This window comes from Pedobacter rhodius, from assembly GCF_027213645.1.
GTDB classification, from domain to species: domain Bacteria; phylum Bacteroidota; class Bacteroidia; order Sphingobacteriales; family Sphingobacteriaceae; genus Pedobacter; species Pedobacter rhodius.
The window spans coordinates 302,795-324,240 of the sequence record NZ_JAPWGL010000001.1 but is presented as its reverse complement, the minus strand read 5'-3'; the positions used below and the strand labels follow the sequence as shown (position 1 = coordinate 324,240).

Sequence of the window (21,446 nt, the reverse complement as noted above, 5' to 3'; positions counted from 1 at the left end):
TTTCTAAATATCAATTATAAAACCAGCAACATCCAAACATTACAGGCAAAATGGCCTGAGTTACCCAATGGTGCACCGAGTTTTTTAAACCCTGCTTTTTCATACATACCAATTGCGGTAGAAAGTTCCGGAAACGATTCCAGATAAATTTCGTTATAGCCAAAATGCTGCGCAGATGCTATACTTTTTTGCATCAGCAGTTTGCCGATTCCCTTTCCCCTCGAAGCGGCAGATAAATAAAATTTTACCAATTCTACGCAACCTTCAGGTAAACCGTCTGTCGGGTAAATGCCGCAGCCACCAAGCAATACACCATCTTCTTCGGCCAGCCAGTAAGCTGAACCATCCTGTTTAAAAACAGCAGATAAGTGATCAGTTGTCGGATCAGTATAAACCGTACCAGGTTTATCAATTTTAAATTCTCTGAAAACAACGCGGATTAATTCTGCGAGTTTTTTATCATCTGATTCCTCTATTTTACGAATAACTAAGCTCATACCTGTTTCTTATGGTTCAACATCATAATACATATTTGATATTCTGTTAATATACCAAAGGTACATTTACTAATATTTTAAAGAAAGCATGAATCAAATATTTAGTTTATTTATACCAAAGGATAAAATTTTCCAACCCTTGTTTGAGGAAGGCGCTGAAAACTTGTCTGCTATATCTGCAGCATTGGTTTTGTTTATACGCTCCAAAGATCCGGAGGCAAAAGCAAAACTTGCAAAGGAAATAAAAAAACTTGAGCTGATTGGGGATAAAGCGACAGATACCATTTACAATGAATTGAATAAAAATTTTATTGTTCCTTTTGATAAACAAGATGTACATGCACTTGCCACAAAAATTGATGACATAGCCGACGATATACTTGCAACAGTATTAAACATGGAACTTTACCAGTTAGACACTTCTAATCAGGCCATGCTGAAACTTGCTGAGATTATTACAAAAATGTGTACTGAGCTGTGCAAAGCAATTAAAGAAATAAAACATTTCAAAAATAAACAACTGATTATCGACATCTGCCTGCTTGTAGGCCAGCTGGAAAGTAAAGCCGACAGACTTTACGAACAATCAATTTCTTTGCTTTTTGACCATGAAAATGATGCCATTTCATTAATCAGGCAATCTGAAATTTTAAGTCAGCTGGAAAAAACAACAGATAAGTGCGACGATTTAGCCAATGTAATTGAAACGATATTTTTAAAGAATGCATAAAATCCAGCTGCTTATTTACTAAAATTTCAAATAAAAGAAACAAAAAACGTTTTAAAATCTTTTGTTATAAAAAGAAATTTATGGAAAATCAAGATAAGAATACAGTTAAACCTCATCCAAAACCGTCAGATGATGCACAATCACTTGTAGAAACCATTATTCCTTCCACAGAAGACAAAGCCAGTACAACAACTCAAGTTGAACAACCGGAAATTAAAGAATCAGAAAAAGCTGTTGATAAAGAAAAAGATACCGATGAGGAAGAATTACCTGGTAATACGGACGAAAAAGAGGCCGAAAAACACGGTAACGACGAGGGCGATAAAATTGAAACTGTAGCACCTTAACTAAACAATCTGATTAAATAATTTATCTGCTGAAATAGTTTATTTATTTCGGCGTTATCATTAACATGAAAAAGAAACTATTGCTTTGCCTTTTAACCGTTTCATTATTTGGTTGCGGTATAAATAAGCAGGCTCAACAGATTAAGGCACTCGAAGCCTGTACCTATAAAATAAAAAACGTTAATCAAATTACGCTGGCAGGCACAGATTTAAAAAGATTAATCGACCAACAGGATTTTACCCTGGCGAGTTTACCCGGTGTTGCACTTGGATTATTGAGAAAAGATATTCCGTTAAGGGCAAACCTTAATCTGGAGATTACAAATCCCTCCGCAAACCTGGCAGCGATAAATCAGTTTGAATATAAAATTCTGGTGAACAATACAGATTTAGCTGAAGGCATCGTAAACCAGGCTGTTAGTATTCCGCAAGGCCAAACTGTAACCGTTCCGGTTCAGATGGGCAGCAATATATACAGTTTAATATCAAATGGAAATGTTTTAAATGACATTATAAGGGCTGCTCAAAAGGGTTCAAAGAGTGATGAAAAACTTGGTTTACTTACCATAAAGATTAAACCGACCATTATGATCGGCAATACAGCTGTAAAATATCCGGGTTACATTACCATCAATAAAGACATCAGCAGTAAGATTTTATTATAATTAGGAAGTTAATAAAACAGATTCGGATTAACGGCTCTTTAGGTGATAAAATAGCTTCGTTGTAAAACATTCTTTGTCATCTTGAGGAATAATTTATTTTATAAAAATCAATATAAATGACGTTAATTAAGAAGCGCCGTCATTTCGATCCGATCTATCGGATGTAGCGCAGCGTAATGGAGAAATCTTTGAACCAAATACAATTACAAAGATTTCTCCACTGCGGTCGAAATAACGATCAATAAGAAGTTTTTACAAGTCAATGAAGTGTGCTCAGGAACTATAAAGCATTCGACAGGCTGAACAGGACGAAAATTATAAGTAAATTTTACAATAATGTTTTTTTAAAACTTTCTATGCGGTTTATAAACCATTCCTTTAAAGCTATTCTGATCTAATTGATCTGAAACCAGGTTAACCTCTGCAATCGATAATTTTGATGGTGCCGCAGCAGATTGAGCGCTTAAACTTCCTGTCTTACCAGGGGTGGTCACAAAACTTCCGGTCTTCGCGTATAACAAGGCATATGCCAGTAAAGTTTCGCTTTCGTCGCCCCATGCCTTTGTTAAATCTTCATAAGCTTCTTTATCTGCAGTTAAACCAGCATAATAACCTCCTGTTCCTGCCTGATTTTTCGTCTCAAACTCCGGGATATACATGTCAACCTTATCAATTCTTATCGGGAAAAAACCAACAGGCTTACCATATGTGGTCGTTCCGATTAATTTCACATCCATAACCGGTTTCAAACTGTTTATGGTAAGTTCACTTGCCGAAGCTGTAGAACCGGTAACAATAAAATAAACCCTGCTTAAATTTAATGAACCCGATTTGGCGAATTTTTCAACATTATCCGATGAAGTTGCCGAATAATCCAAATCGGCATAAGTTGCATATTTACCATTTACTCCGGTAGTATAGGTTTGCAATTTACCGGCATCATCTAATAGCGGCTGATGTGCTAAAACTGAAGCCTTACGTTGCGCCGTTGTTAAATTTTGAAGATAGGAATTATAATAAGTCGAAAACATGGTTTTCCCGGTTTGTGCTGTCGGACTGAGAATATTTATGATTTGAGTTGCAGTGCTAACATAGCCACCGCCATTATACCTTAAATCTACAACAACCTCTGTAACACCCTGGCTTGCAAAATTTGAAAAAACACTACCGATTGCCGCGGATGCATTGTTGGTAAAACTGTTAAATACGATATAACCAACCTTTTTTGTTCCCGCAGTATAAACGTTTGTAAATAATATCGGGTTCACGGTATAAGTTGCCCTGTTAACGGTTACCGTCTTCGTTGTGCCAGCTAAATCAATAAATGTTAAGCTTACCGAGGCAGCTGTACCGAATAATGCATCGTTTAAAAAAGTAACGTTACTGGAGGTGTAGGTTAAACTCGTTCTTCCATTTACAGAAGTTAGCCTACATCCCCTGGTTAGCCCCTGCTGACTTGCGGGCGAATTTGGATATACATACTTAACACGTAAATCAGTTGTAGTATTATAAGAAACTGAAAAACCGTAATCTGTTTCCGTTCCGTTTACATCTGCCTTTAATGCAGAGGTTTTACCAGTTGTACCGTAGTCGAAGAAAGAATATTTTGGTGTGGTTGAAGTACTGCTTACATATTCATACGGTTTTCCCGTATCCGGATTAATTGAAAATTGCGTAATTGCAAATAACTCTGCCTCATTTGAGCTGTAAGAACGAGGCTTAAATACGTCATATGCAGGCAGGGAGGTGTTCCAGTAATACAGTTCCTTCGAATATAAAAATATCGAATCTTTTGTTAATTCATCCCTCGTACCTGTAACCGATGGTGTTGTAGGTGTTGTTGGCGTTTCAGGTGTTGGCGTACCTTTCTTACAGGCAGCAAATATCGATATGCCAGCTATTGAAAGAACAAAAAGATGTTTTATAATATTTTTTTTCATATAAATTTTGCCAATATTAAAATCTAATACTATACTATATACGTTTAATTTTTTATAAAAGTTCGCTAAGAAAAATTTTTATAAAATTATTTATCTTAAATGTAGTCTTAAATCAGTTTAAATACTAAACATATCGTTAAACGGGGAATATATGACGATAAAATCACGATGAACAAATAAGCTTTATTCAATTATCAGTAATATACGCTTAAGGAATAAGAAAAAAATGAACAATTCAATAGATTTAAATGTGGCTGAAGGTTAACTGGACTATATGAAAAACTGACAAAAGCTTTAGAAAAAAGCCGCAGAACCGGCTGAAACAGTATTTATTGGTGTAAAAAAAAGCCTTTCATTTCTGAAAGGCTTTTAAGAAGTGGTGCCACCTGGATTCGAACCAGGGACACAAGGATTTTCAGTCCTTTGCTCTACCGACTGAGCTATGGCACCTCCCGTTTGGGATTGCAAATGTAATATTCTTTTTTTCAATTGCAAGAAGCCTTTAAAAAAATTCCGCCCGTTAACCAAAAAGCCTTTCATTTCTGAAAGGCTTCTGGAAGTGGTGCCACCTGGATTCGAACCAGGGACACAAGGATTTTCAGTCCTTTGCTCTACCGACTGAGCTATGGCACCTCCCGTTTGGGATTGCAAATGTAGCGTTCTTTTTCTAAAAGAAAAACTTTTTTTCAAAAAAGCCTTTCAAAGCCTGATTATCAATTAATTAATTTTTAACAGTTTTGAATTTTATTTTAAGGAAAAATTTAGAATCATTACAAACTGCATTTTTTAAATATTTTTTTATGCATGCATAGTAATTTATTTGAATTAAATATCCTAATTTAGCGTTACAAACCTAAAACGCATGGTAAGTCAAATCCTTTTTCTTCTACTGACACTAGCGGCAATTGCGCTTTTTACAGTTAACTTTCGGAAAATCATTCGCAATATCCGTTTGGGTAAAGCGGTAAATCGTAATGATCAGCCTCAAAAAAGATTAATGACCATGCTTCGGGTTGCTTTTGGTCAATCAAAAATGGTTGTTCGGCCAATTCCTGCTTTTTTACATTTTTTTGTATACGTTGGCTTTGTTATTATCAATATTGAAGTGTTAGAAATTATGATCGACGGCCTTTTCGGCACACATCGTATTTTTAATGGTCTGGGTGGCTTATATAATTTCCTTATCGGCGCTTTTGAAATTCTGGCCTTAACCGTTTGGCTTTCATGTGTAATTTTTCTTGTACGCAGGAATATTTTAAAATTAAAACGTTTCAGGGGTGTTGAAATGACAACCTGGCCAAAATCGGATGCCAATTATATCCTCATAACCGAAATTTTATTAATGTCGGCTTTTCTTTTAATGAACGCAGCCGATGCAAAGCTTCAGGCCTTAGGTGCCGAGCATTATGTTAATGCAGGTGCCTTTCCGGTTAGCCAGTTTTTAATGGGCTTATTACCAGATACAGAAAATGCATTGGTTTTACTGGAACGTGGTTGCTGGTGGTTTCACATCATTGGTATACTGGCTTTTTTAAACTATTTACCTTATTCCAAACATTTCCACATTCTTTTTGCTTTTCCGAATACCTATTTTTCAAATCTCGAACCTAAGGGCGAGTTTACCAATATGGCTTCTGTTACCAATGAGGTAAAAGCAATGCTCGATCCTTCATTCGTTCCTGCAGAAACAGAACCCGAAAAATTTGGCGCTAAAGATGTAACGGATTTAAATTGGGTAAACCTGATGAATGCGTACACGTGTACGGAATGCGGCCGTTGTACCTCTGTTTGTCCGGCGAACATCACCGGAAAACTCTTATCGCCCAGAAAAATAATGATGGATACCCGCGACCGCATTACAGAAGTTGGTAAAAACATCGATAAACATGGCGCAGCACACCAGGATGGTAAATCACTTTTAGATGACTACATCAGCAGAGAAGAAATCTGGGCCTGTACAAGTTGTAATGCCTGTGTTGAAGCTTGCCCGGTAAATATCGATCCGTTACAAATTATTATAGAATTGCGACGCTTTGCAGTAATGGAAGAATCGCAGGCCCCTGCAAGCCTAAATGCAATGATGGGAAACATAGAAAACAACCAGGCACCTTGGAAATACTCTCCTGCTGATAGATTTAACTGGGCAGAGGGAAATTGAAATTTAACCGTTAAAAACAATAAGATAATTTAGATGTCAATCACGCCTCTCAATACTCGATACTTGATACTTGATACTAAATACTCGATACTAAACACTAACTACTTTATACTTGAACATGGAATTTAAAGTCCCTACAATGGCCGAATTGATGGCTGCAGGTGAAGAACCGGAAATATTATTTTGGGTAGGTTGTGCAGGAAGTTATGATGAAAGGGCACAAAAAATAACCCGCGACATCTGTAAAATCCTTCATCATGTGGGGATAAAATATGCTGTTTTAGGAACTGAAGAAAGTTGTACCGGCGATCCTGCAAAGCGTGCCGGAAACGAATTTCTTTTCCAGATGCAAGCCATGACGAATATTGAAGTATTGAATGCTTATAATATTAAAAAAATTGTAACCGGCTGTCCGCATTGTTTTAACACCATAAAAAATGAATACCCTGGCTTGGGTGGTACATACGAAGTTATCCACCACACACAATTAATACAGGATTTAATTAACGAAGGAAAGTTAAAAGCCGAAGGCGGCGAAAGCTTTAAAGGTCGTAAAATAACCTATCACGACCCTTGTTACCTGGGAAGAGCGAACGGCATTTATGAAGCGCCCAGGAAAGCACTGGAAGTATTAGATGCGCAGTTAGTGGAAATGAAACGCTGCAAAAGCAATGGTTTATGTTGCGGCGCGGGTGGCGCGCAAATGTTTAAAGAACCTGAAAAAGGCAATAAAGACATCAATGTAGAACGTATTGACGAGGCTTTACAAACCAATCCTCAGGTTATTGCAGCAGGCTGCCCATTCTGCATGACCATGCTTAGCGATGGAATCAAATTAAAAGATAAAGAACAAGAAGTTAAGGTATTGGATATTGCCGAAATTACGGCAAGGGCTAATGGTTTGTAAAGCCATTTGAATTTAAGGTTTTGTAATCTTTGTCAGGTTTTCCCTGATTTGATTTAAATCTTCGGCCTCTATATTTTTTAATGGAATAACGACGCAGGTACCCATTGAATCTACATCGCCCTTTTTGTCGTTATAAGTTTGAACAATCACATCATCGTTTTTAGTTCTTAAATATAACAGGCCGGAAGTTGTTGTCCCATAATAATCTAAATCTTTAAATTTCGCTAACTTGAATGCGAAATATTCTATTTTACCGTTATTAAAATAACGCTTATACCTGCAAAAACCATTGTTAGTAACATTTAATTCGTACTTTTTTATAACAGTACTTTCCTGACTGGAATCATAATGCGCCGTAAAGCTTTTTTGAAGGAAAATAACGTATTCTTCCAGTGAATCTTTAAAGGAAAATGCGGTTAAAAGCAGACAAAAGGCCGGAATTGCAATTAATTTCAAGCAGAATGTAAACTTTTTCATAGGGTTAGCGTTTTGATGGTATCAAGTTAATTAAAATGATAAATTTGTCTATGATTTTTTCTCCACAATCAAGAATTTGGATATACCAGAGCAACAGAAAGTTTACTTCTATTGAAGAAACTGAAATTTTAAAAAAACTTGAGGCTTTTACCGGCCAATGGAAAGCACATGGCAATGAGCTGATGGCAAAAGCTGAAATCAGGTATGGCTATTTTATTATTCTAACTGTTGATGAAAGCCAGGCAAATGTTACAGGTTGTTCCATTGATAGTTCTGTGCGAATAATTAAAGATATCGAACAGGTATACAACGTTGATTTATTCAACCGTTTTAATATTGCATATAAAATAGATGGAGAAGTTCATGTGCAAAGTAAAGAAGATTTTGAAACGCTGGTAAACATTAAAAATATTACGCCAGAGACAATTGTTTTTAATAATATGGTGCAAAACCAGCAAGAGCTGGAAACCAAATGGGAAGTACCTTTTAAAAACAGCTGGCATTCTACTGTTTTTGCGCATTTACTATAAGCTTTATGTTTATCATTGACTTAAAATACATTGTTCCGCTGGAAGAACTGGATGAACATATGGAAGCACATGTTAAATACCTTCATAAATACTACGCGAAAAATATCTTCATTGCCTCTGGCAGAAAAGTTCCCCGGACAGGCGGAATTATTTTAGCCATGGCGAAGGATGAAGAAACATTAAAAAAAATCCTGATGGAAGATCCATTCTATAAACACCGGTTGGCTGACTTTTCCATTACTCAATTCCTGACTTCTCAATACCATCCCGATCTTAAATCACTTCTGGGCTAAGTTTTTTGTAAAACTTTCAGTGCTAAGACAGTTAATTTTTCGTTATCCGTCAAACAATTAGCTGTAAAAACAGTATATTGATTACATCAAACAATATATATGAAGCGCTGGCTCAAAATCTCTTTAAAAATTTTATCGGTTCTTCTGATCCTGATTATCTTAACCTGGCTTGCGGGTGCATTTTACATCGGTAGAAATAAGAAAGAAGTTCTTGCTTCAATATTAATACAACTAAATAAAAATCTGAACGGAAAAATTACTGCAACAAGTATGGAACCAACCTTACTTAAGGGGTTCCCTGGTGTATCCGTTTCTCTAAAAGGTGTCTTGTTAAGAGATAGTCTTTGGTCACAGCACAAACATGATTTACTTAAAGCGCAGGATATTGATGTATCGCTAAACGTATTATCACTTTTCACCGGCTCCATAAATATAAACCAGATTACGCTGAATAACGCATCAATTTATATCTACACGGATACTAACGGATACAGTAATACCAGCATTTTTAAAAGCAAAAAACCGGCTGAGAAGAAATCTTCTTCCACATCATCTGATTTCGCCGTGAAGAAAATTGATTTTAACAAGGTGAACCTGGTCGTAGACAATAAGAAACGTTTTAAACTTTTTAATTTTAACATTGATCAGATTCAGGGCCGGTTAAAATATCCCGATAGCGGCTGGACCGGAAAAATAAAGTTGAAAACAATGGTAAACAGCTTTGCTTTTAACACCAGAAAGGGAAGTTTTTTAAAAGGCAAAATGCTTGATGGAACGCTTACCGCACATTATAGCAAAGATTTGGATGCCGTTATTTTAGCGCCTGAAATACTTAATATTGGCGAACACCCTTTTAAAATCGGCGCAAAAATAGATTTGGCAAAGTCTGGCTTTAACATCAGCATTGCTGTTGATAAAATTCTTTTCAGAGAAGTTGCGCTACTCTTATCGCCTAACATTTCTTCAAAACTTTTGAAATTCGGCATCGAAAAACCGATCGACATCAGAGGTAATATTATTGATGATGGCTCCGGTAAATACGGCGATCCGCTAATAAAGGTTGGTATTAAAGTTAGGGATAATGTTGTAAGTATTCCTGCTGGGAAATTAACCTCAGCTAATTTCGATGGTTCCTTCACCAATCAGGATACCGTAGGCGGAATCATAGGTGATGAAAATTCTGCCATAAAATTTCACAGACTTACTGCTAAATATTTCAATGCACCTTTAAAAATCGATACCTTCACGGTAACCAACCTTGCCAAACCAATTGCGACAGGCTTAGTAACTTCTGTATTTCCACTCTCTAATCTAAACAATTCAATCGGTACAAATGATTTTGAATTTAAAAACGGAACTGCAAACCTTCGTTTATATTGCAAAGCGGATATTGATAATTTCCAATTTACGAAACCTGTTGTTTCCGGAAAAATTCAGGTTGCCGACGCCGACATTTTATACGTACCACGTAGACTGCATCTGGTAAAAAGTGCTTTAAACATAAATTTCGACCAAAATAATTTATCCATTCAAAATGGTCATTTCCAATTGGGTAAAAGCGAACTCAATATAGATTGCAGCATTGCAAACTTCGCAAACCTGTATTATACCGACCCTGATAAAATTATTGTGAATCTGAAAATGCAGAGTCCGCAACTTTATCTGAATGAATTTTTACCATTTTTAGGACCCAGAAATACAAAGAAGACTAAATCACCGAGTTCAATGAAAACGGCTTCAAAAGAATTAAGCAACGTGCTTGAAGTTTCTAAAATGAATATCCGTTTAATTGTCGGAAAAGCTATATATGATAAATTTACAGCTAAAAATCTTGATGCGGATATCGCACTCCGGGGAGAAGGTATTTACTTTAACAAGATAAGTGTTGAGCACGCTGGCGGTCTACTCGCGCTGAATGGCAGCATTATTCAGGAAGCAGCATCCAATAGTTTTAAGATTAATTCTAAAATCAGCCACGTAAGTGTTTCCGACTTCTTTTATTCTTTCGATAATTTCGGGCAAAAAAGCATTACCAATAAAAATTTAAAAGGTTATTTATCTTCTTTGGTTGATATATCCGGCAGAATATCACATTCCGGAAAAATCCTACCCCGCTCTATAAACGGAAAAGTTACCTTCAACCTTAAAAATGCAGCCTTAGTAAATTTTGAGCCTTTAGAAAAAGTAGGCAAGCTTGCTTTTGCCAATCGTAACCTCTCAGATATTCGTATTAATAACCTCGATGGAATTTTAAATATTAAAGGTGATAAAATAAATATAAGTCCGATGCAAATCAATTCCAGCGTGCTAAACCTCAATGTTAAGGGTATTTATGGCCTTACATCAGGTACTAATATCGCCATGGATATCCCGTTAAGGAACCCTAAAGGAGATGAAATATTAGATAAAAAACAAAAACGCGATGCCCGTATGCGTGGCATTGTTTTACACCTTAAAGCTTTTGATGAGAATGGGGAATTAAAAGTGAAGTGGAATAAGGAGCACGATTAAAACATGTAAAATGGAAGATGGATAATGGCTGATGGATAATGGAGGTAATAAAGCCCATAATCCATCTCCCGTTTTACATTCCCCCATTTTACATTTACTATTTTACATCAAAAGTCAAGAGGCCCTAACCTCCTCATGTTTTTCAATATCAGGTATTGGCGATGCCTGATGTATGGTGTGGCATTTTTGGGTGTCCACCGGCGTGGGTTTGGAAAGCACGAAGCAATTAAGGCGGCCTGGTTTCTGCTTAGTTTTTTGCACGATTTTCCATAATATTCCTGCGCTGCGGCCTCTGCGCCGTAAATCCCGTCGCCCATTTCTATTACATTTAGATAAACTTCCAGAATTCGTTCTTTGCTCCAGAACATTTCTATCAGTAAGGTAAAATAGGCTTCAAAACCCTTACGAATCCAGGAACGACCTGGCCATAAAAAAACATTTTTTGCAGTTTGCTGTGAAATTGTACTTCCACCTTTAACCTTTTTACCTTTTGCATTGCTCGCAAAAGCTTTTTCTATTGATTTAAAATCGAAGCCGATGTGTTTTAAAAATAACTGATCTTCTGCCGATACAGCTGCCCGCTTCATGTTATCGGAAATGTCTTCAAACTTAACCCATTTTTTTTCTGTCTTAAACGGTTTACCATCCGCTTTACGCTCGATATTGCGCAAAACCATAAGTAAGGTTATCGGTGGGTTGATAAAACGTAAAGCAATAACCCAGAATACCGACACCAGCAAAAAGTATATAAACACTTTAGTTGCAATGTTAATTACCTTTTTTAATAAAGGATGCTTTGCCTTGGTATTTACTTTCGTTTTCCGGGTTCTAGCCATTTGGCAAAGTTAATAAAATCTTAATCTCCTTATCATTTCAAAAAAGGCTTAATTATATTTATTAGACCTAATTAAACGAATGTTAAACATATTTGCTTTTAGAACGTTAAATCAAAAAAGAATAATCATGAGCATAAAAGTAGCCCTTGTAACAGGAGGTAGTAAAGGAATTGGTTTTGGAATTGCAGAAGCCCTATTAAAAGATGGGTATAAAGTTGCCATTACCAGCAGAACGATAAACACAGCTAATACCGCAGCATCAAGGCTGGTGGAGTATGGCGATGTATTGGCGATTGAAGCCGATGTTAAAGATTTCAAATCTCAACAGGATGCGCTGAACCTGATAATTGAAAAATGGGGTCAGCTGGATGTCCTTATCGCAAATGCCGGAATCGGACATTTTGCCCCTATTGACGAATTAAATGTCGAATCCTGGAACGAAATCATTGACACCAACTTAACCGGTGTATTTTACAGCATAAAGGCGTCTGTTGAGGAAATCAAGAAAACTAAAGGGACAATTATAACCATTTCAAGCTTAGCAGGCACTAACTTTTTTGCCGGTGGTTCCGCATATAATGCCAGTAAATTTGGCTTAACCGGCTTTACACAATCGGTAATGTTAGATTTGAGAAAGTATGGCGTAAAGGTAAGTACAATAATGCCAGGTTCGGTTGCCAGTCATTTTAATGATCATGCTCCAAATGCGGAAGACGATGCGTGGAAAATACAACCCGAAGATATGGGTAAATTAGTTGTTGATTTACTCGCGATGCCAGCCAGAACCTTACCAAGTAAAGTGGAAATCAGACCAACGACTCCGAAAGGATGATGAGTGATGGAAAAGGGAAGATGGATGATGGTTAATGTAAAATTGTTTAATTGTTAAATTGAAGATTGTCTAGTTTCTTAATTGTTTAATTGCATATTGGCTAGTTTCATAATTGCTGAGTTATTAGTATTGGATAGTGTTCTTTGACTATCATAACCTTATCCATTTCACATCTTACATTTTACATCTTACACCTTACATCATCCATTTCACATCTTACATTTTACATCATAAAAAAAGTCCTTTCAGAAAACTGAAAGGACTTTTTTATGATTTAAGGAATTGCTTATTCAGCAATAACTTCAAAAGGAACCTGAACTTTCACTTCTTTGTGTAAGTTTAAATTAGCAGTGTACTCACCAACAAATTTAGGTTCAGTTTCAAATGTGATACGACGACGGTCTACATCAAAGCCTTGCGCTTTTAATGCTTCAGCAATCTGGATAGTGTTAACAGCACCAAATATTTTTCCGCTTTCGCCAGCTTTAGCACCGATAGAAAGTTTAACACCAGTTAAACGTTCTGCAACACCTTCAGCATCTTTTTTAATTTTATCTTGTTTAAAAGCAGCTTGCTTTAAGTTCTCCGCTAAAACTTTCTTTGCAGAAACAGTAGCTAAAGATGCAAATCCTTGCGGAATTAAATAGTTACGACCATAACCTGGTTTTACCGTAACAATATCGTCTTTCTCGCCTAATGATTTAATATCTTGTTTTAAAATAATTTCCATATCAAATCCTCCTATTTTAATTGGTCAGCAACGAATGGTAACAAACCGATGTGACGAGCACGTTTAACAGCCTGAGCCACTTTACGTTGAAATTTTAACGATGTACCAGTTAAACGGCGTGGTAATAATTTACCTTGATCGTTAATGAATTTTAACAAAAAGTTTGCGTCTTTGTAATCAATGTATTTAATACCGTTTTTTCTGAAACGGCAATATTTTTTACGGTTATCCTCTACTTTAGGGGCAGTAACGTATTGAATTTGTTCTCTTGCCATTACGCTGCAACCTCCTTAGTTTTTTTGTTGAACGCACCGCTGCGTTTTTTAGCGTTATAAGCAACTGCATGTTTATCTAACCTAATGGTTAAAAAACGAAGCACACGCTCATCACGTTTTAATTGTAATTCTAATTTAGCAATCAAGTCGCCCGGAGCACTATACTCGGTCAAATTGAAAAATCCGTTAGATTTTTTAGCGATCGGATACGCTAATTTTCTCAAACCCCAATTGTCTTCATGGACAATTTCGGCACCGCCATCAGTAAGAATAGATTTGAATTTAGCTAATGCCTCTTTCGCAACTTCTTCTGATAACAACGGGGTTAGAACGATAACAGTTTCGTACTGATTCATTGTTATATAAATTTATTTTTTTTATCCCGAGGTATATTACGGGGATGCAAAAGTAACAATATATTTCTTAAAATCAAACCTTTAATTAAAAAAAAGATGCGTAAAGATATTCAGCTAAGAGACAAAAGCACAAACCTAAACAACTTAAACACTATCATGCGCAGGTATACAAAAACCACCTTAGACACCTAGGATTACCTTAGCTAAATATTAACAAAATGATTTATTGATAACATATTAAATTTTGTATTCAGGCCATAGCTATTCTAAGGTGTCTTAGGTGGTTTAATATTATCAGTACCCCGGATTTTGCGTTAATTTAGGATTTAACTGCCTTTCGCGATTTGGGATTGGGTATAACGCCAAAGTACTCACTACATTTCCAATTTGCCCGTTAACCGAGGGATAATTGATTTTATGTGCTTGCATTGTAGCGACCATAATTCCCCACCTGTTCAAATCAAACCAGCGCTCGCCTTCAAAACAAAGCTCTACCCTCCGCTCGTGGTAAATTGTTGTGCGTGCATCGGTTTGTGATAGGCCAAGTTTTGGAGCAAGATTAGATCTGGTACGCACAAGATTAAGCTGTATTAGTGCTTCTGGTGTTTTTCCATTTTCATTTAATGCCTCTGCATAAAGTAAAATAACATCAGCATAACGAAGAACAGGCCAGTCATTATCTCCCTCACTGTTGGCGCCAACACTCTGATAAACAAACTTTTTCGCGTAGTAATACACTAAAGTACCCGCACTGTAAATCCCAATTGCGGTATTTAAACGATTGTCTCCGGGTTCAAAAGTATCATATAAATCCTTTGTGCCACTGTTATTACTGTTACCGGTTACAGCCGTAATTGTTGTACCTGATGGTTGCGGAACAAAGCTTCTGGCAAAGGTATTCCCCTCCCCAAAACCACCACCCAGATATTGCACAGCGAAAATAATATCCCTGTTATTATCCTTTCCGAGTCCAAAAACCTGATCATATGGGAGCAAAGTACCTGCTGTTGCTGCAACACCGGCCAAAACCGACTCTGCCTGCGTAAACTTTTTCTGAAACATCAATACTTTCCCAAGAAGTGCATTGGCTGCAATACTGGTTGCACGACCAATATCAGATCCGCTATAACTGGCCGGCAATACTGCAGCAGCTTCAGTTAAGTCTTTTTCAATCTGCGCATACACCTCCTGATCTGATGCCCTGTTGTATGTGTAAGCTTGTGTTTCAGAGGTAATTTCATTTAAAACAAGTGGCACACCGCCATACATTCTTACCAAGTTAAAATACATCAGGGCCCTGATAAATTTTGCCTGGCCAATATAACCGTTACGATTAGCGGTAGTCATTACCGGCGTATTTACATGATCGAGTACAATATTCGAATAAGCGATAGTGGCATAGAACCTTGCCCAGGCATTCTGTAAATTGGTAGATACAGCTGTCCATGTTAATTTATCCTGTTCGCCGTATAACACTTCGCTTTCCCCGTATGTCTGGGCATTATCCGAAGGAAGCTCCCCAAAGCCATACTGCTCATTATAAATTGGCCGAAGACTACTGTATGCGCCGGTTAAGGCGGATTTAATATCTATCTCGGTGTTGTAAAATGTGTTAACCGGTATAATACCCTTTGGCGTGATTTCGACAAAAGATTTTTTACAGGAAGTAATAGCCAGACTTAACATCAGCATGGATACACCACATATAATTATTTTTTTTGTTTTCATGTTCTTTGTGTTAGCGCTGTTAAAATCCAAAATTAATACCTACGATGATGGTGCGGGCCGTAGGATAAGTTCCCTGATCCACGCCTGGTGTGATAGGAGAACCGCCCATAATATTTGCTTCGGGGTTGTAACCTGAATATTTGGTGATTAGAAACGGGTTCTGAGCGGTTACATAAAGTCTGGCTGATTTTAATGAAACTTTATGTAACACATTTTCACTTAACCGATAACCCAAAGTAATATTTCTGACACGCAGATAAGAACCATTTTCAACGCTTAAACTGGAAAGTGCAGGACCCGGAAGCGCACCCGTAGCAATCGGACTTGCATACGTAACATCCCGTGTTGGATTTGCGGGATCAAAATAGTTATTGAAATATTTACTTAGTGAATTTTGATTATTGTTGCCTGTTATCGTTTGCCTGTTATTTCCATTAATGATGTTTACACCTTGAACACCCTGAAGCAAAATGCTCAAATCAAAATTTTCGTATTGAAAAGTATTTGTTAGTCCATAAGTAAAGTCAGGCAAACCATGCCCTAACGCGGTTACATCGTTTACATCGATTTTACCATCGCCGTTTTGATCTTTAATCATGTAATCGCCAATATTATTACCGGAAGTAACTTTAGGATTATTAGCCAAATCATTTGCATTCCTGAATACACCTGCAATTTCATAACCATACATAATACCCAAAGGCTGACCAACTTTTACCTGATAAACATTGTTCCAGCCATTAATGGCTTGTACAGCCGGCAAAGCGCTAGGCCCACCTAAATCCAGTACTTTGGTTTTATAGGTAGAAAAGTTGGCATTCGTATTCCAGATTAATTTGCCAAACTTAAAATTAGTGTTGGCGGTAAACTCAAAGCCTTTATTTTGTAATTTACCTAAGTTAGCCTGGTAGGATGTTGTATACCCTACATCAAGCGGTAGTGCTTTATTCAGCAGCATGCCATTCGAGTTTCTTACAAAGTAATCGAAAGTTAGCACGATTTTGTTTTGCAATAGCCCGATGTCTGTACCGATACTGGTTTGATCATTCTTTTCCCAGGTTAAATCAGGATTAGCAAAACCAGTTTGCTGCGTACCAAAAATTCTGGTATTACCCGATGCATAATTCCGGTTTAGGGCAATTGAATTGACGTAGGTAAAACTTCCGATATTCGCATTTCCGGTACGGCCGTAACCGCCCCTCAGTTTAAATTCATTGACACCAATTTTTGATAATGTTTCTTTTATAAATGGCTCTTCCGTTAAACGCCATCCTAATGAGAATGAAGGAAAAACCGCAAATTTATTGTTTAATCCGAAGCGGGAAGAACCATCCTGACGTACCGCAGCAGTAAATAAGTATTTCTTATTATAATCATAAGTAAATCTACCCGCATAAGAAACGAAAGTGTTGGCGTCAAAAAGTTCGGTACCTACCGTATTTGGAGAAGCTAAAGGACTTTGAACGGATGTGGTAATAAACGTTCCGGGTAGGCCTGCCGTGTAATTGATTTGTGATTCATATTTCTGCGCAGAGAACAAGCCTAACAGATTAAAATGATGTTTTCCGATCTGTTTATCATAAGTTGCCGTATTTTCCCAAACCCAGTCAAAACTGTTCCGCACATTATCCGAAGCGAAAATACCGGCTAACTGCGGACTGGAATTAGATGCAGTAGGTGCAGAACTATAAGCCATTGAACCTGGAATGTAACCATGTACCTGCTCATTTTCTAAAGTTGCGCCAATATATGTTTTTAGTTTTAAGCCTTCTATTGGTGCATATTCTAAAAAGGCATTACTTAAGGTTCTAAAAGCTCTTGATCGGTTAATCGATAAGCTTAAAATACCTACCGGATTATAAAAATTAGATGCAGAAAATACCGCTGTTGGCGAAAGGTTGTAGTTCAGGTCACGATCATAAGGCTGAGCAAAATCGCCATTGGCACGATATACAGGTACAATAGGCTGAAAGGTCAGGGCCTGATTTAACGGACTTGGCAGATTCAAATCAGCAACCAGTCCGGGCACGCCGATAATATAATCATTTGGATTTGCCCCTGCACCACTGGCCTGACCAGACGACGGTTGCCGGTACTGTTCGGAATATGACGGAGAAATTGAAAATCCGAATTTGACGTTTTTAACAATGTCTGCATCAAGATTTAAACGGGTATTGTAACGGGTATATTCTGTGCCGATTAACACGCCTTTTTGTTTAAAAATGCCTGCAGATGCACTGAAACGCACTTTTTCACTACCACCAGCCGCATTAAATTCAAAACTTCTGATGGGTGCCGTTCTAAAAATTTCTTTTTGCCAGTTTACATCAGGTAAATTAGAAATATCGCCGTCTAAAATAGCCGGGTATTGCAAGTTTTTAATACGGCTAAGTGCTTTTACCTGTTGCACATATTGCTCTTTTGACAGCACATCAATGTACCGGTCTACTTCCTGTATACCGGTATAGGCCGAAACAGAAAATACAGTTTTCCCGGCTTTACCTCTTTTGGTTGTCACTAATACAACTCCGTTAGCTGCTCTTGAACCATAAATCGCAGCAGAAGCCGCATCTTTCAAAACCTCGATAGATTCGATATCACTTGGGTTAATCAAATTAAAATTTGCTGCAGTTTCAAGTGGATAACCATCCACTACATATAAGGGATCATTCGATGAACTCAAAGAACTTACCCCACGAATTCTGATGGTTGGCGCCGCACCTGGTTTTCCACCCTGATCGGATTGAACCTGCACGCCGGCTGCCAGACCCGCCAAAGCCTCACCCGGCGTACTTACCGGCTGGTTGCCTATATTTTTCCCTTCAACTTTGGTAATAGAAGAGGTTACCGTGGTTCGTGATTGCGAACCATAACCCACCACAACAACATCGCCCAATGATTGTGGCACTTCCACCAGTGAAACATTGATAACTGTTCTTCCGGAAATTGAAACTTCCTGGCTTACATAACCTATAGAAGAAAAAACAAGGATATTATTATCAGCAGGCACTTTAATTACATAAGCGCCATTAACATCTGTTGTGGTACCGGTTTTAGTACCCTTTACAAGTATACTAACGCCCGGCATTGTTGTGCCTTTCGCGTCGGTTACAACACCGCTTATACTTACCTGCTGCGGAAGAATTAATTCTGATCTGCTTTTTTTCTTAATTACAATTGTGGCATCATCTCCATATATCAGTTCAACCGATTGCTCATTAAAACAGGCATCGAGTACTTTCTGTAATGCGGCATCCCTTAACTTTATCGTAACGGGCGCAGTATTACGCATTACCGCAGCATCGCAAATAAAATTATATCCTGTTTGTTTCGTCAGCTGATTCAGCACTTCTTTTACAGGTACATTCTTTACGTCAATAGTTACCTTTTGAGCGAAAGTTGATGCACGAACCTGGAAAAACAATGATAGAATCAGTATGGTCGTGAGTTTCATAATTAAATGGATTTTTCGCCTATAGCATGGCGTGTCCCCACTCTTAAGTGCAGTAAAATTTTTATACATTTGGTTAGGATTTAATAGTTATTGTTTGGAAATGATTGTTTTAATCCATGTAGTCTATATGACTATCAATTCCGGAGGTGGTCTCAACACTTCCGGTTTTGGCTTTTTTAAGTATTTATTTTGCGATAACGGTAACCCTCCTTTCCTTGACTTGAAAATCAACTTTATCTAATAATTCAATATTTTTGAGCAAACTTTTAAGTCCTTTAGCACGCGAATAGTTACCATCAATATTCATATTGGCCATATCTCCTTTATAAGAAACTTCAACATCGTACCACCTGGCTATTTTTTTCATAACCGAAGTAATGTTCTCATTACTGAACACAAACATATCGTTCTTCCAGGCCATAATTTCATCCAGATCGGCCTTCCTAATGCTTAAATTATCTTTAAGATTGTTAACAACCATTTCTCCCGGTTTAATAAGTACCTGCTTCGTTTTAGCGTGCACCCGTACGGATCCTTCAAGAAGTGCTGTTGTGATATCCTTATCGTCGTCAAAAGCCGTGATGTTAAAATGTGTTCCGAGTACTTCAACCTCTTGTTTGCCATTCACATCAATAATAAAGGGCATCTTTTTATTTTTCGCTACTTCAAAGTAAGCTTCACCTGTTAACCTTACTTTACGTTCCTGACCAGAAAACACCGTCGGGAAACTAAGTGATGAACTTGCATTCAGCCAGATTTTTGTTCCGTCAGATAATGTAATATTATATTTCCCTGCCCTTGGAACCGAAATTTTGTTAAATGCTAAATTACTTTCATTAGCATCAGTATTCTTTGCGGTGAGTATAATTCCCGTTCCCGATTTGGAGATTGCAGCATGTTCCTGCTGGCTGATTAACCCATTTTGCTGATCGTTCAGCTTAATGCTTTTTCCATTGGCCAGCGTTAATATGGCATTTGCCGAACCTGGAGGAATATCGTTAATTTGATTTTTAATAACTTTAGCTACTGCCGGCTTAACTTTATCCTTTGCAGGCCTGATTGCGAAATAAAAAAAAACAATTAATGCAGCCGCCAGTGAAGCAGCCACCTTAAATGCAGCCGAACGAAACCAAACAGGCTTAGATACATTTTGCGCTATGCTGTCATGCACACGATTAAACAACGCGTCACGTACTTCAGCCTGATTTTGCTGCTCAAAAGAAATGTTATTTAGTCCCTGCCTTTTTTGATAGGAAGCTATCTTAGCCAATTCTTCAGGGCTACATTCCCCCCTAAAGTATTTCTCACAAAGTAAAAGATATTGTTCTTCTGTCATGTTTGGCTGCATTAAGTTTAATCTGGCTATTAACTATATAGATACCATAATTACAAGGCACACACATAAAATCTAAAATAAATTGAAAATAAAATCAGGAATACCGCATTATACACCTCAAAGTGATTTTTTATTTTGATTTTTAAATACTAGATTTATTGTAACCATTCTATGACAATAACCAAACTTACCGACCTAGAGCTATTTCATAAAATTGTTCTCGACGACATGAATGCTTTTAATGAGCTATTTGAACGGCATTGGGCAAAAGTTTATGCAGTGGCCCTCAGGTATGTAAAGGATCGCGAGTTGGCACTGGAAATTGCACACGATATTTTTGTAAACATCTGGACCAAAAGAAAGCAGTTAAACATCGATAACTTCCAAAATTATGTGGTTACTTCTGCCAGTTACCACGGAATAAGAAAGAGCCGTGCACTAAAAGCTATTCCGATTAGTTACATAGAGGATTATCTTGAAAACGAAAACATTTTACCCGCGTCGATGAATTTTCAGAGTTCGAACCTGGGCGAGCAGAAAATCCAGGAAGAAGAGTTTCAATCCAATATTTTGTTGCTACTTGAATCGCTTCCGAATCGCTGCAGAGAAATATACCTGATGAGCAGACATGATAACCTGAGCATACAGGAAATCGCAATTTTACTAAACATTTCAAAAAGAACCGTTGAAAATCAATTAACCGCAGCACTTAAATACCTCCGGACAGCAATGAAATATTCTGGCATATTAATTATCCTGCTTTACGGGTATCATCCGCTTTAATATTTACCTACAGAATTAACCGCACAAAAAAGGCCATCTTTTCAGATAGCCTTTAATCAAT

At 37.4% G+C, this 21,446-nt stretch carries 20 protein-coding genes and 2 tRNA genes; 10 read left to right on the top strand and 12 right to left on the bottom strand.

The genetic code is table 11. The features are described 5' to 3' along the window. Positions 1-14: 14 nt before the first annotated feature. Positions 15-497, bottom strand: a complete 483-nt coding sequence (locus tag O0931_RS01550) for a GNAT family N-acetyltransferase (protein ID WP_269413805.1) — start codon at positions 495-497, stop codon at positions 15-17. Positions 498-585: 88 nt separating this feature from the next. Here O0931_RS01550 and O0931_RS01545 point away from each other — a divergent pair, with 88 nt between their 5' ends. The 3 genes from O0931_RS01545 to O0931_RS01535 all read left to right on the top strand — a co-directional run bounded on the left by O0931_RS01545 (position 586) and on the right by O0931_RS01535 (position 2,239). Then, the gene (locus tag O0931_RS01545) at positions 586-1,227 is read left to right on the top strand and encodes a DUF47 domain-containing protein (protein WP_269413804.1); all 642 of its coding nucleotides are present in this window, start codon (positions 586-588) and stop codon (positions 1,225-1,227) included. 80 nt (positions 1,228-1,307) lie between these two features. Next, on the top strand, positions 1,308-1,574 hold the full coding sequence (locus tag O0931_RS01540) for a hypothetical protein (protein ID WP_269413803.1): 267 nt from the start codon (positions 1,308-1,310) through the stop codon (positions 1,572-1,574). A gap of 65 nt (positions 1,575-1,639) precedes the next feature. Next, on the top strand, positions 1,640-2,239 hold the full coding sequence (locus O0931_RS01535; RefSeq protein WP_269413802.1) for a hypothetical protein: 600 nt from the start codon (positions 1,640-1,642) through the stop codon (positions 2,237-2,239). A 344-nt stretch (positions 2,240-2,583) separates the two neighbouring features. Here the strand turns inward: O0931_RS01535 and O0931_RS01530 are convergent, their stop codons facing one another. From O0931_RS01530 to O0931_RS01520, 3 genes are all read right to left on the bottom strand, one after another. Next, on the bottom strand, positions 2,584-4,179 hold the full coding sequence (locus O0931_RS01530; protein ID WP_269413801.1) for a S41 family peptidase: 1,596 nt from the start codon (positions 4,177-4,179) through the stop codon (positions 2,584-2,586). A 377-nt stretch (positions 4,180-4,556) separates the two neighbouring features. Next, positions 4,557-4,629 (bottom strand) — tRNA-Phe (locus tag O0931_RS01525). A 110-nt stretch (positions 4,630-4,739) separates the two neighbouring features. Beyond that, positions 4,740-4,812, bottom strand: a tRNA-Phe gene (locus O0931_RS01520). Between the two features lie 229 nt (positions 4,813-5,041). Here O0931_RS01520 and O0931_RS01515 point away from each other — a divergent pair. Both O0931_RS01515 and O0931_RS01510 read left to right on the top strand, forming a co-directional pair. After that, positions 5,042-6,337: a 4Fe-4S dicluster domain-containing protein gene (locus tag O0931_RS01515; protein WP_269413800.1), complete on the top strand. Its 1,296-nt coding sequence runs from the start codon at positions 5,042-5,044 to the stop codon at positions 6,335-6,337. A 118-nt stretch (positions 6,338-6,455) separates the two neighbouring features. Continuing rightward, a complete protein-coding gene (locus O0931_RS01510; RefSeq protein WP_269413799.1) occupies positions 6,456-7,244 on the top strand; it encodes a (Fe-S)-binding protein in 789 nt (262 codons plus the stop codon). Positions 7,245-7,256: 12 nt separating this feature from the next. Here the strand turns inward: O0931_RS01510 and O0931_RS01505 are convergent, their stop codons facing one another. Further along, complete coding sequence (locus O0931_RS01505; protein WP_269413798.1) at positions 7,257-7,721, bottom strand: hypothetical protein; 465 nt, start codon at positions 7,719-7,721, stop codon at positions 7,257-7,259. A gap of 50 nt (positions 7,722-7,771) precedes the next feature. On the opposite strand from O0931_RS01505, the gene O0931_RS01500 reads away from it, so the two are divergent. The 3 genes from O0931_RS01500 (at position 7,772) to O0931_RS01490 (ending at position 11,055) form a co-directional block, all read left to right on the top strand. Further along, on the top strand, positions 7,772-8,251 hold the full coding sequence (locus O0931_RS01500) for an ABC transporter ATPase (RefSeq protein WP_269413797.1): 480 nt from the start codon (positions 7,772-7,774) through the stop codon (positions 8,249-8,251). 5 nt (positions 8,252-8,256) lie between these two features. After that, a complete protein-coding gene (locus O0931_RS01495; protein ID WP_269413796.1) occupies positions 8,257-8,544 on the top strand; it encodes a YciI family protein in 288 nt (95 codons plus the stop codon). 99 nt (positions 8,545-8,643) lie between these two features. Continuing rightward, complete coding sequence (locus O0931_RS01490) at positions 8,644-11,055, top strand: AsmA family protein (RefSeq protein ID WP_269413795.1); 2,412 nt, start codon at positions 8,644-8,646, stop codon at positions 11,053-11,055. A gap of 107 nt (positions 11,056-11,162) precedes the next feature. Here the strand turns inward: O0931_RS01490 and mtgA are convergent, their stop codons facing one another. Continuing rightward, positions 11,163-11,891 carry a monofunctional biosynthetic peptidoglycan transglycosylase gene (gene mtgA / locus O0931_RS01485; protein WP_269413794.1) on the bottom strand — a complete coding sequence of 243 codons (729 nt, stop codon included), beginning with the start codon at positions 11,889-11,891 and terminating at the stop codon, positions 11,163-11,165. Between the two features lie 127 nt (positions 11,892-12,018). On the opposite strand from mtgA, the gene O0931_RS01480 reads away from it, so the two are divergent. Further along, a complete protein-coding gene (locus O0931_RS01480; RefSeq protein ID WP_269413793.1) occupies positions 12,019-12,723 on the top strand; it encodes an SDR family oxidoreductase in 705 nt (234 codons plus the stop codon). 286 nt (positions 12,724-13,009) lie between these two features. Here O0931_RS01480 and rplI read toward each other — a convergent pair whose 3' ends face one another. The 6 genes from rplI to O0931_RS01450 form a co-directional block, all read right to left on the bottom strand. Further along, positions 13,010-13,453 (bottom strand): 50S ribosomal protein L9, encoded by a 444-nt coding sequence (rplI, locus tag O0931_RS01475; RefSeq protein ID WP_269413792.1) that lies wholly within the window; start codon positions 13,451-13,453, stop codon positions 13,010-13,012. A gap of 11 nt (positions 13,454-13,464) precedes the next feature. Further along, positions 13,465-13,728, bottom strand: a complete 264-nt coding sequence (rpsR, locus tag O0931_RS01470) for a 30S ribosomal protein S18 (RefSeq protein ID WP_056093004.1) — start codon at positions 13,726-13,728, stop codon at positions 13,465-13,467. Beyond that, complete coding sequence (rpsF, locus tag O0931_RS01465; protein WP_269413791.1) at positions 13,728-14,084, bottom strand: 30S ribosomal protein S6; 357 nt, start codon at positions 14,082-14,084, stop codon at positions 13,728-13,730. Before rpsF ends, rpsR begins: the two co-directional genes overlap by 1 nt. A gap of 294 nt (positions 14,085-14,378) precedes the next feature. Then, on the bottom strand, positions 14,379-15,812 hold the full coding sequence (locus O0931_RS01460; protein WP_269413790.1) for a RagB/SusD family nutrient uptake outer membrane protein: 1,434 nt from the start codon (positions 15,810-15,812) through the stop codon (positions 14,379-14,381). Positions 15,813-15,831: 19 nt separating this feature from the next. Further along, a complete protein-coding gene (locus tag O0931_RS01455; protein ID WP_428982637.1) occupies positions 15,832-19,104 on the bottom strand; it encodes a SusC/RagA family TonB-linked outer membrane protein in 3,273 nt (1,090 codons plus the stop codon). 346 nt (positions 19,105-19,450) lie between these two features. Continuing rightward, positions 19,451-20,602, bottom strand: a complete 1,152-nt coding sequence (locus tag O0931_RS01450) for a FecR family protein (RefSeq protein WP_269413788.1) — start codon at positions 20,600-20,602, stop codon at positions 19,451-19,453. A gap of 228 nt (positions 20,603-20,830) precedes the next feature. Between O0931_RS01450 and O0931_RS01445 the strand changes: the two genes are divergently transcribed. Next, positions 20,831-21,385, top strand: coding sequence for a sigma-70 family RNA polymerase sigma factor (locus O0931_RS01445; protein ID WP_269413787.1), 555 nt, complete (start codon positions 20,831-20,833; stop codon positions 21,383-21,385). Positions 21,386-21,446: the final 61 nt, after the last annotated feature.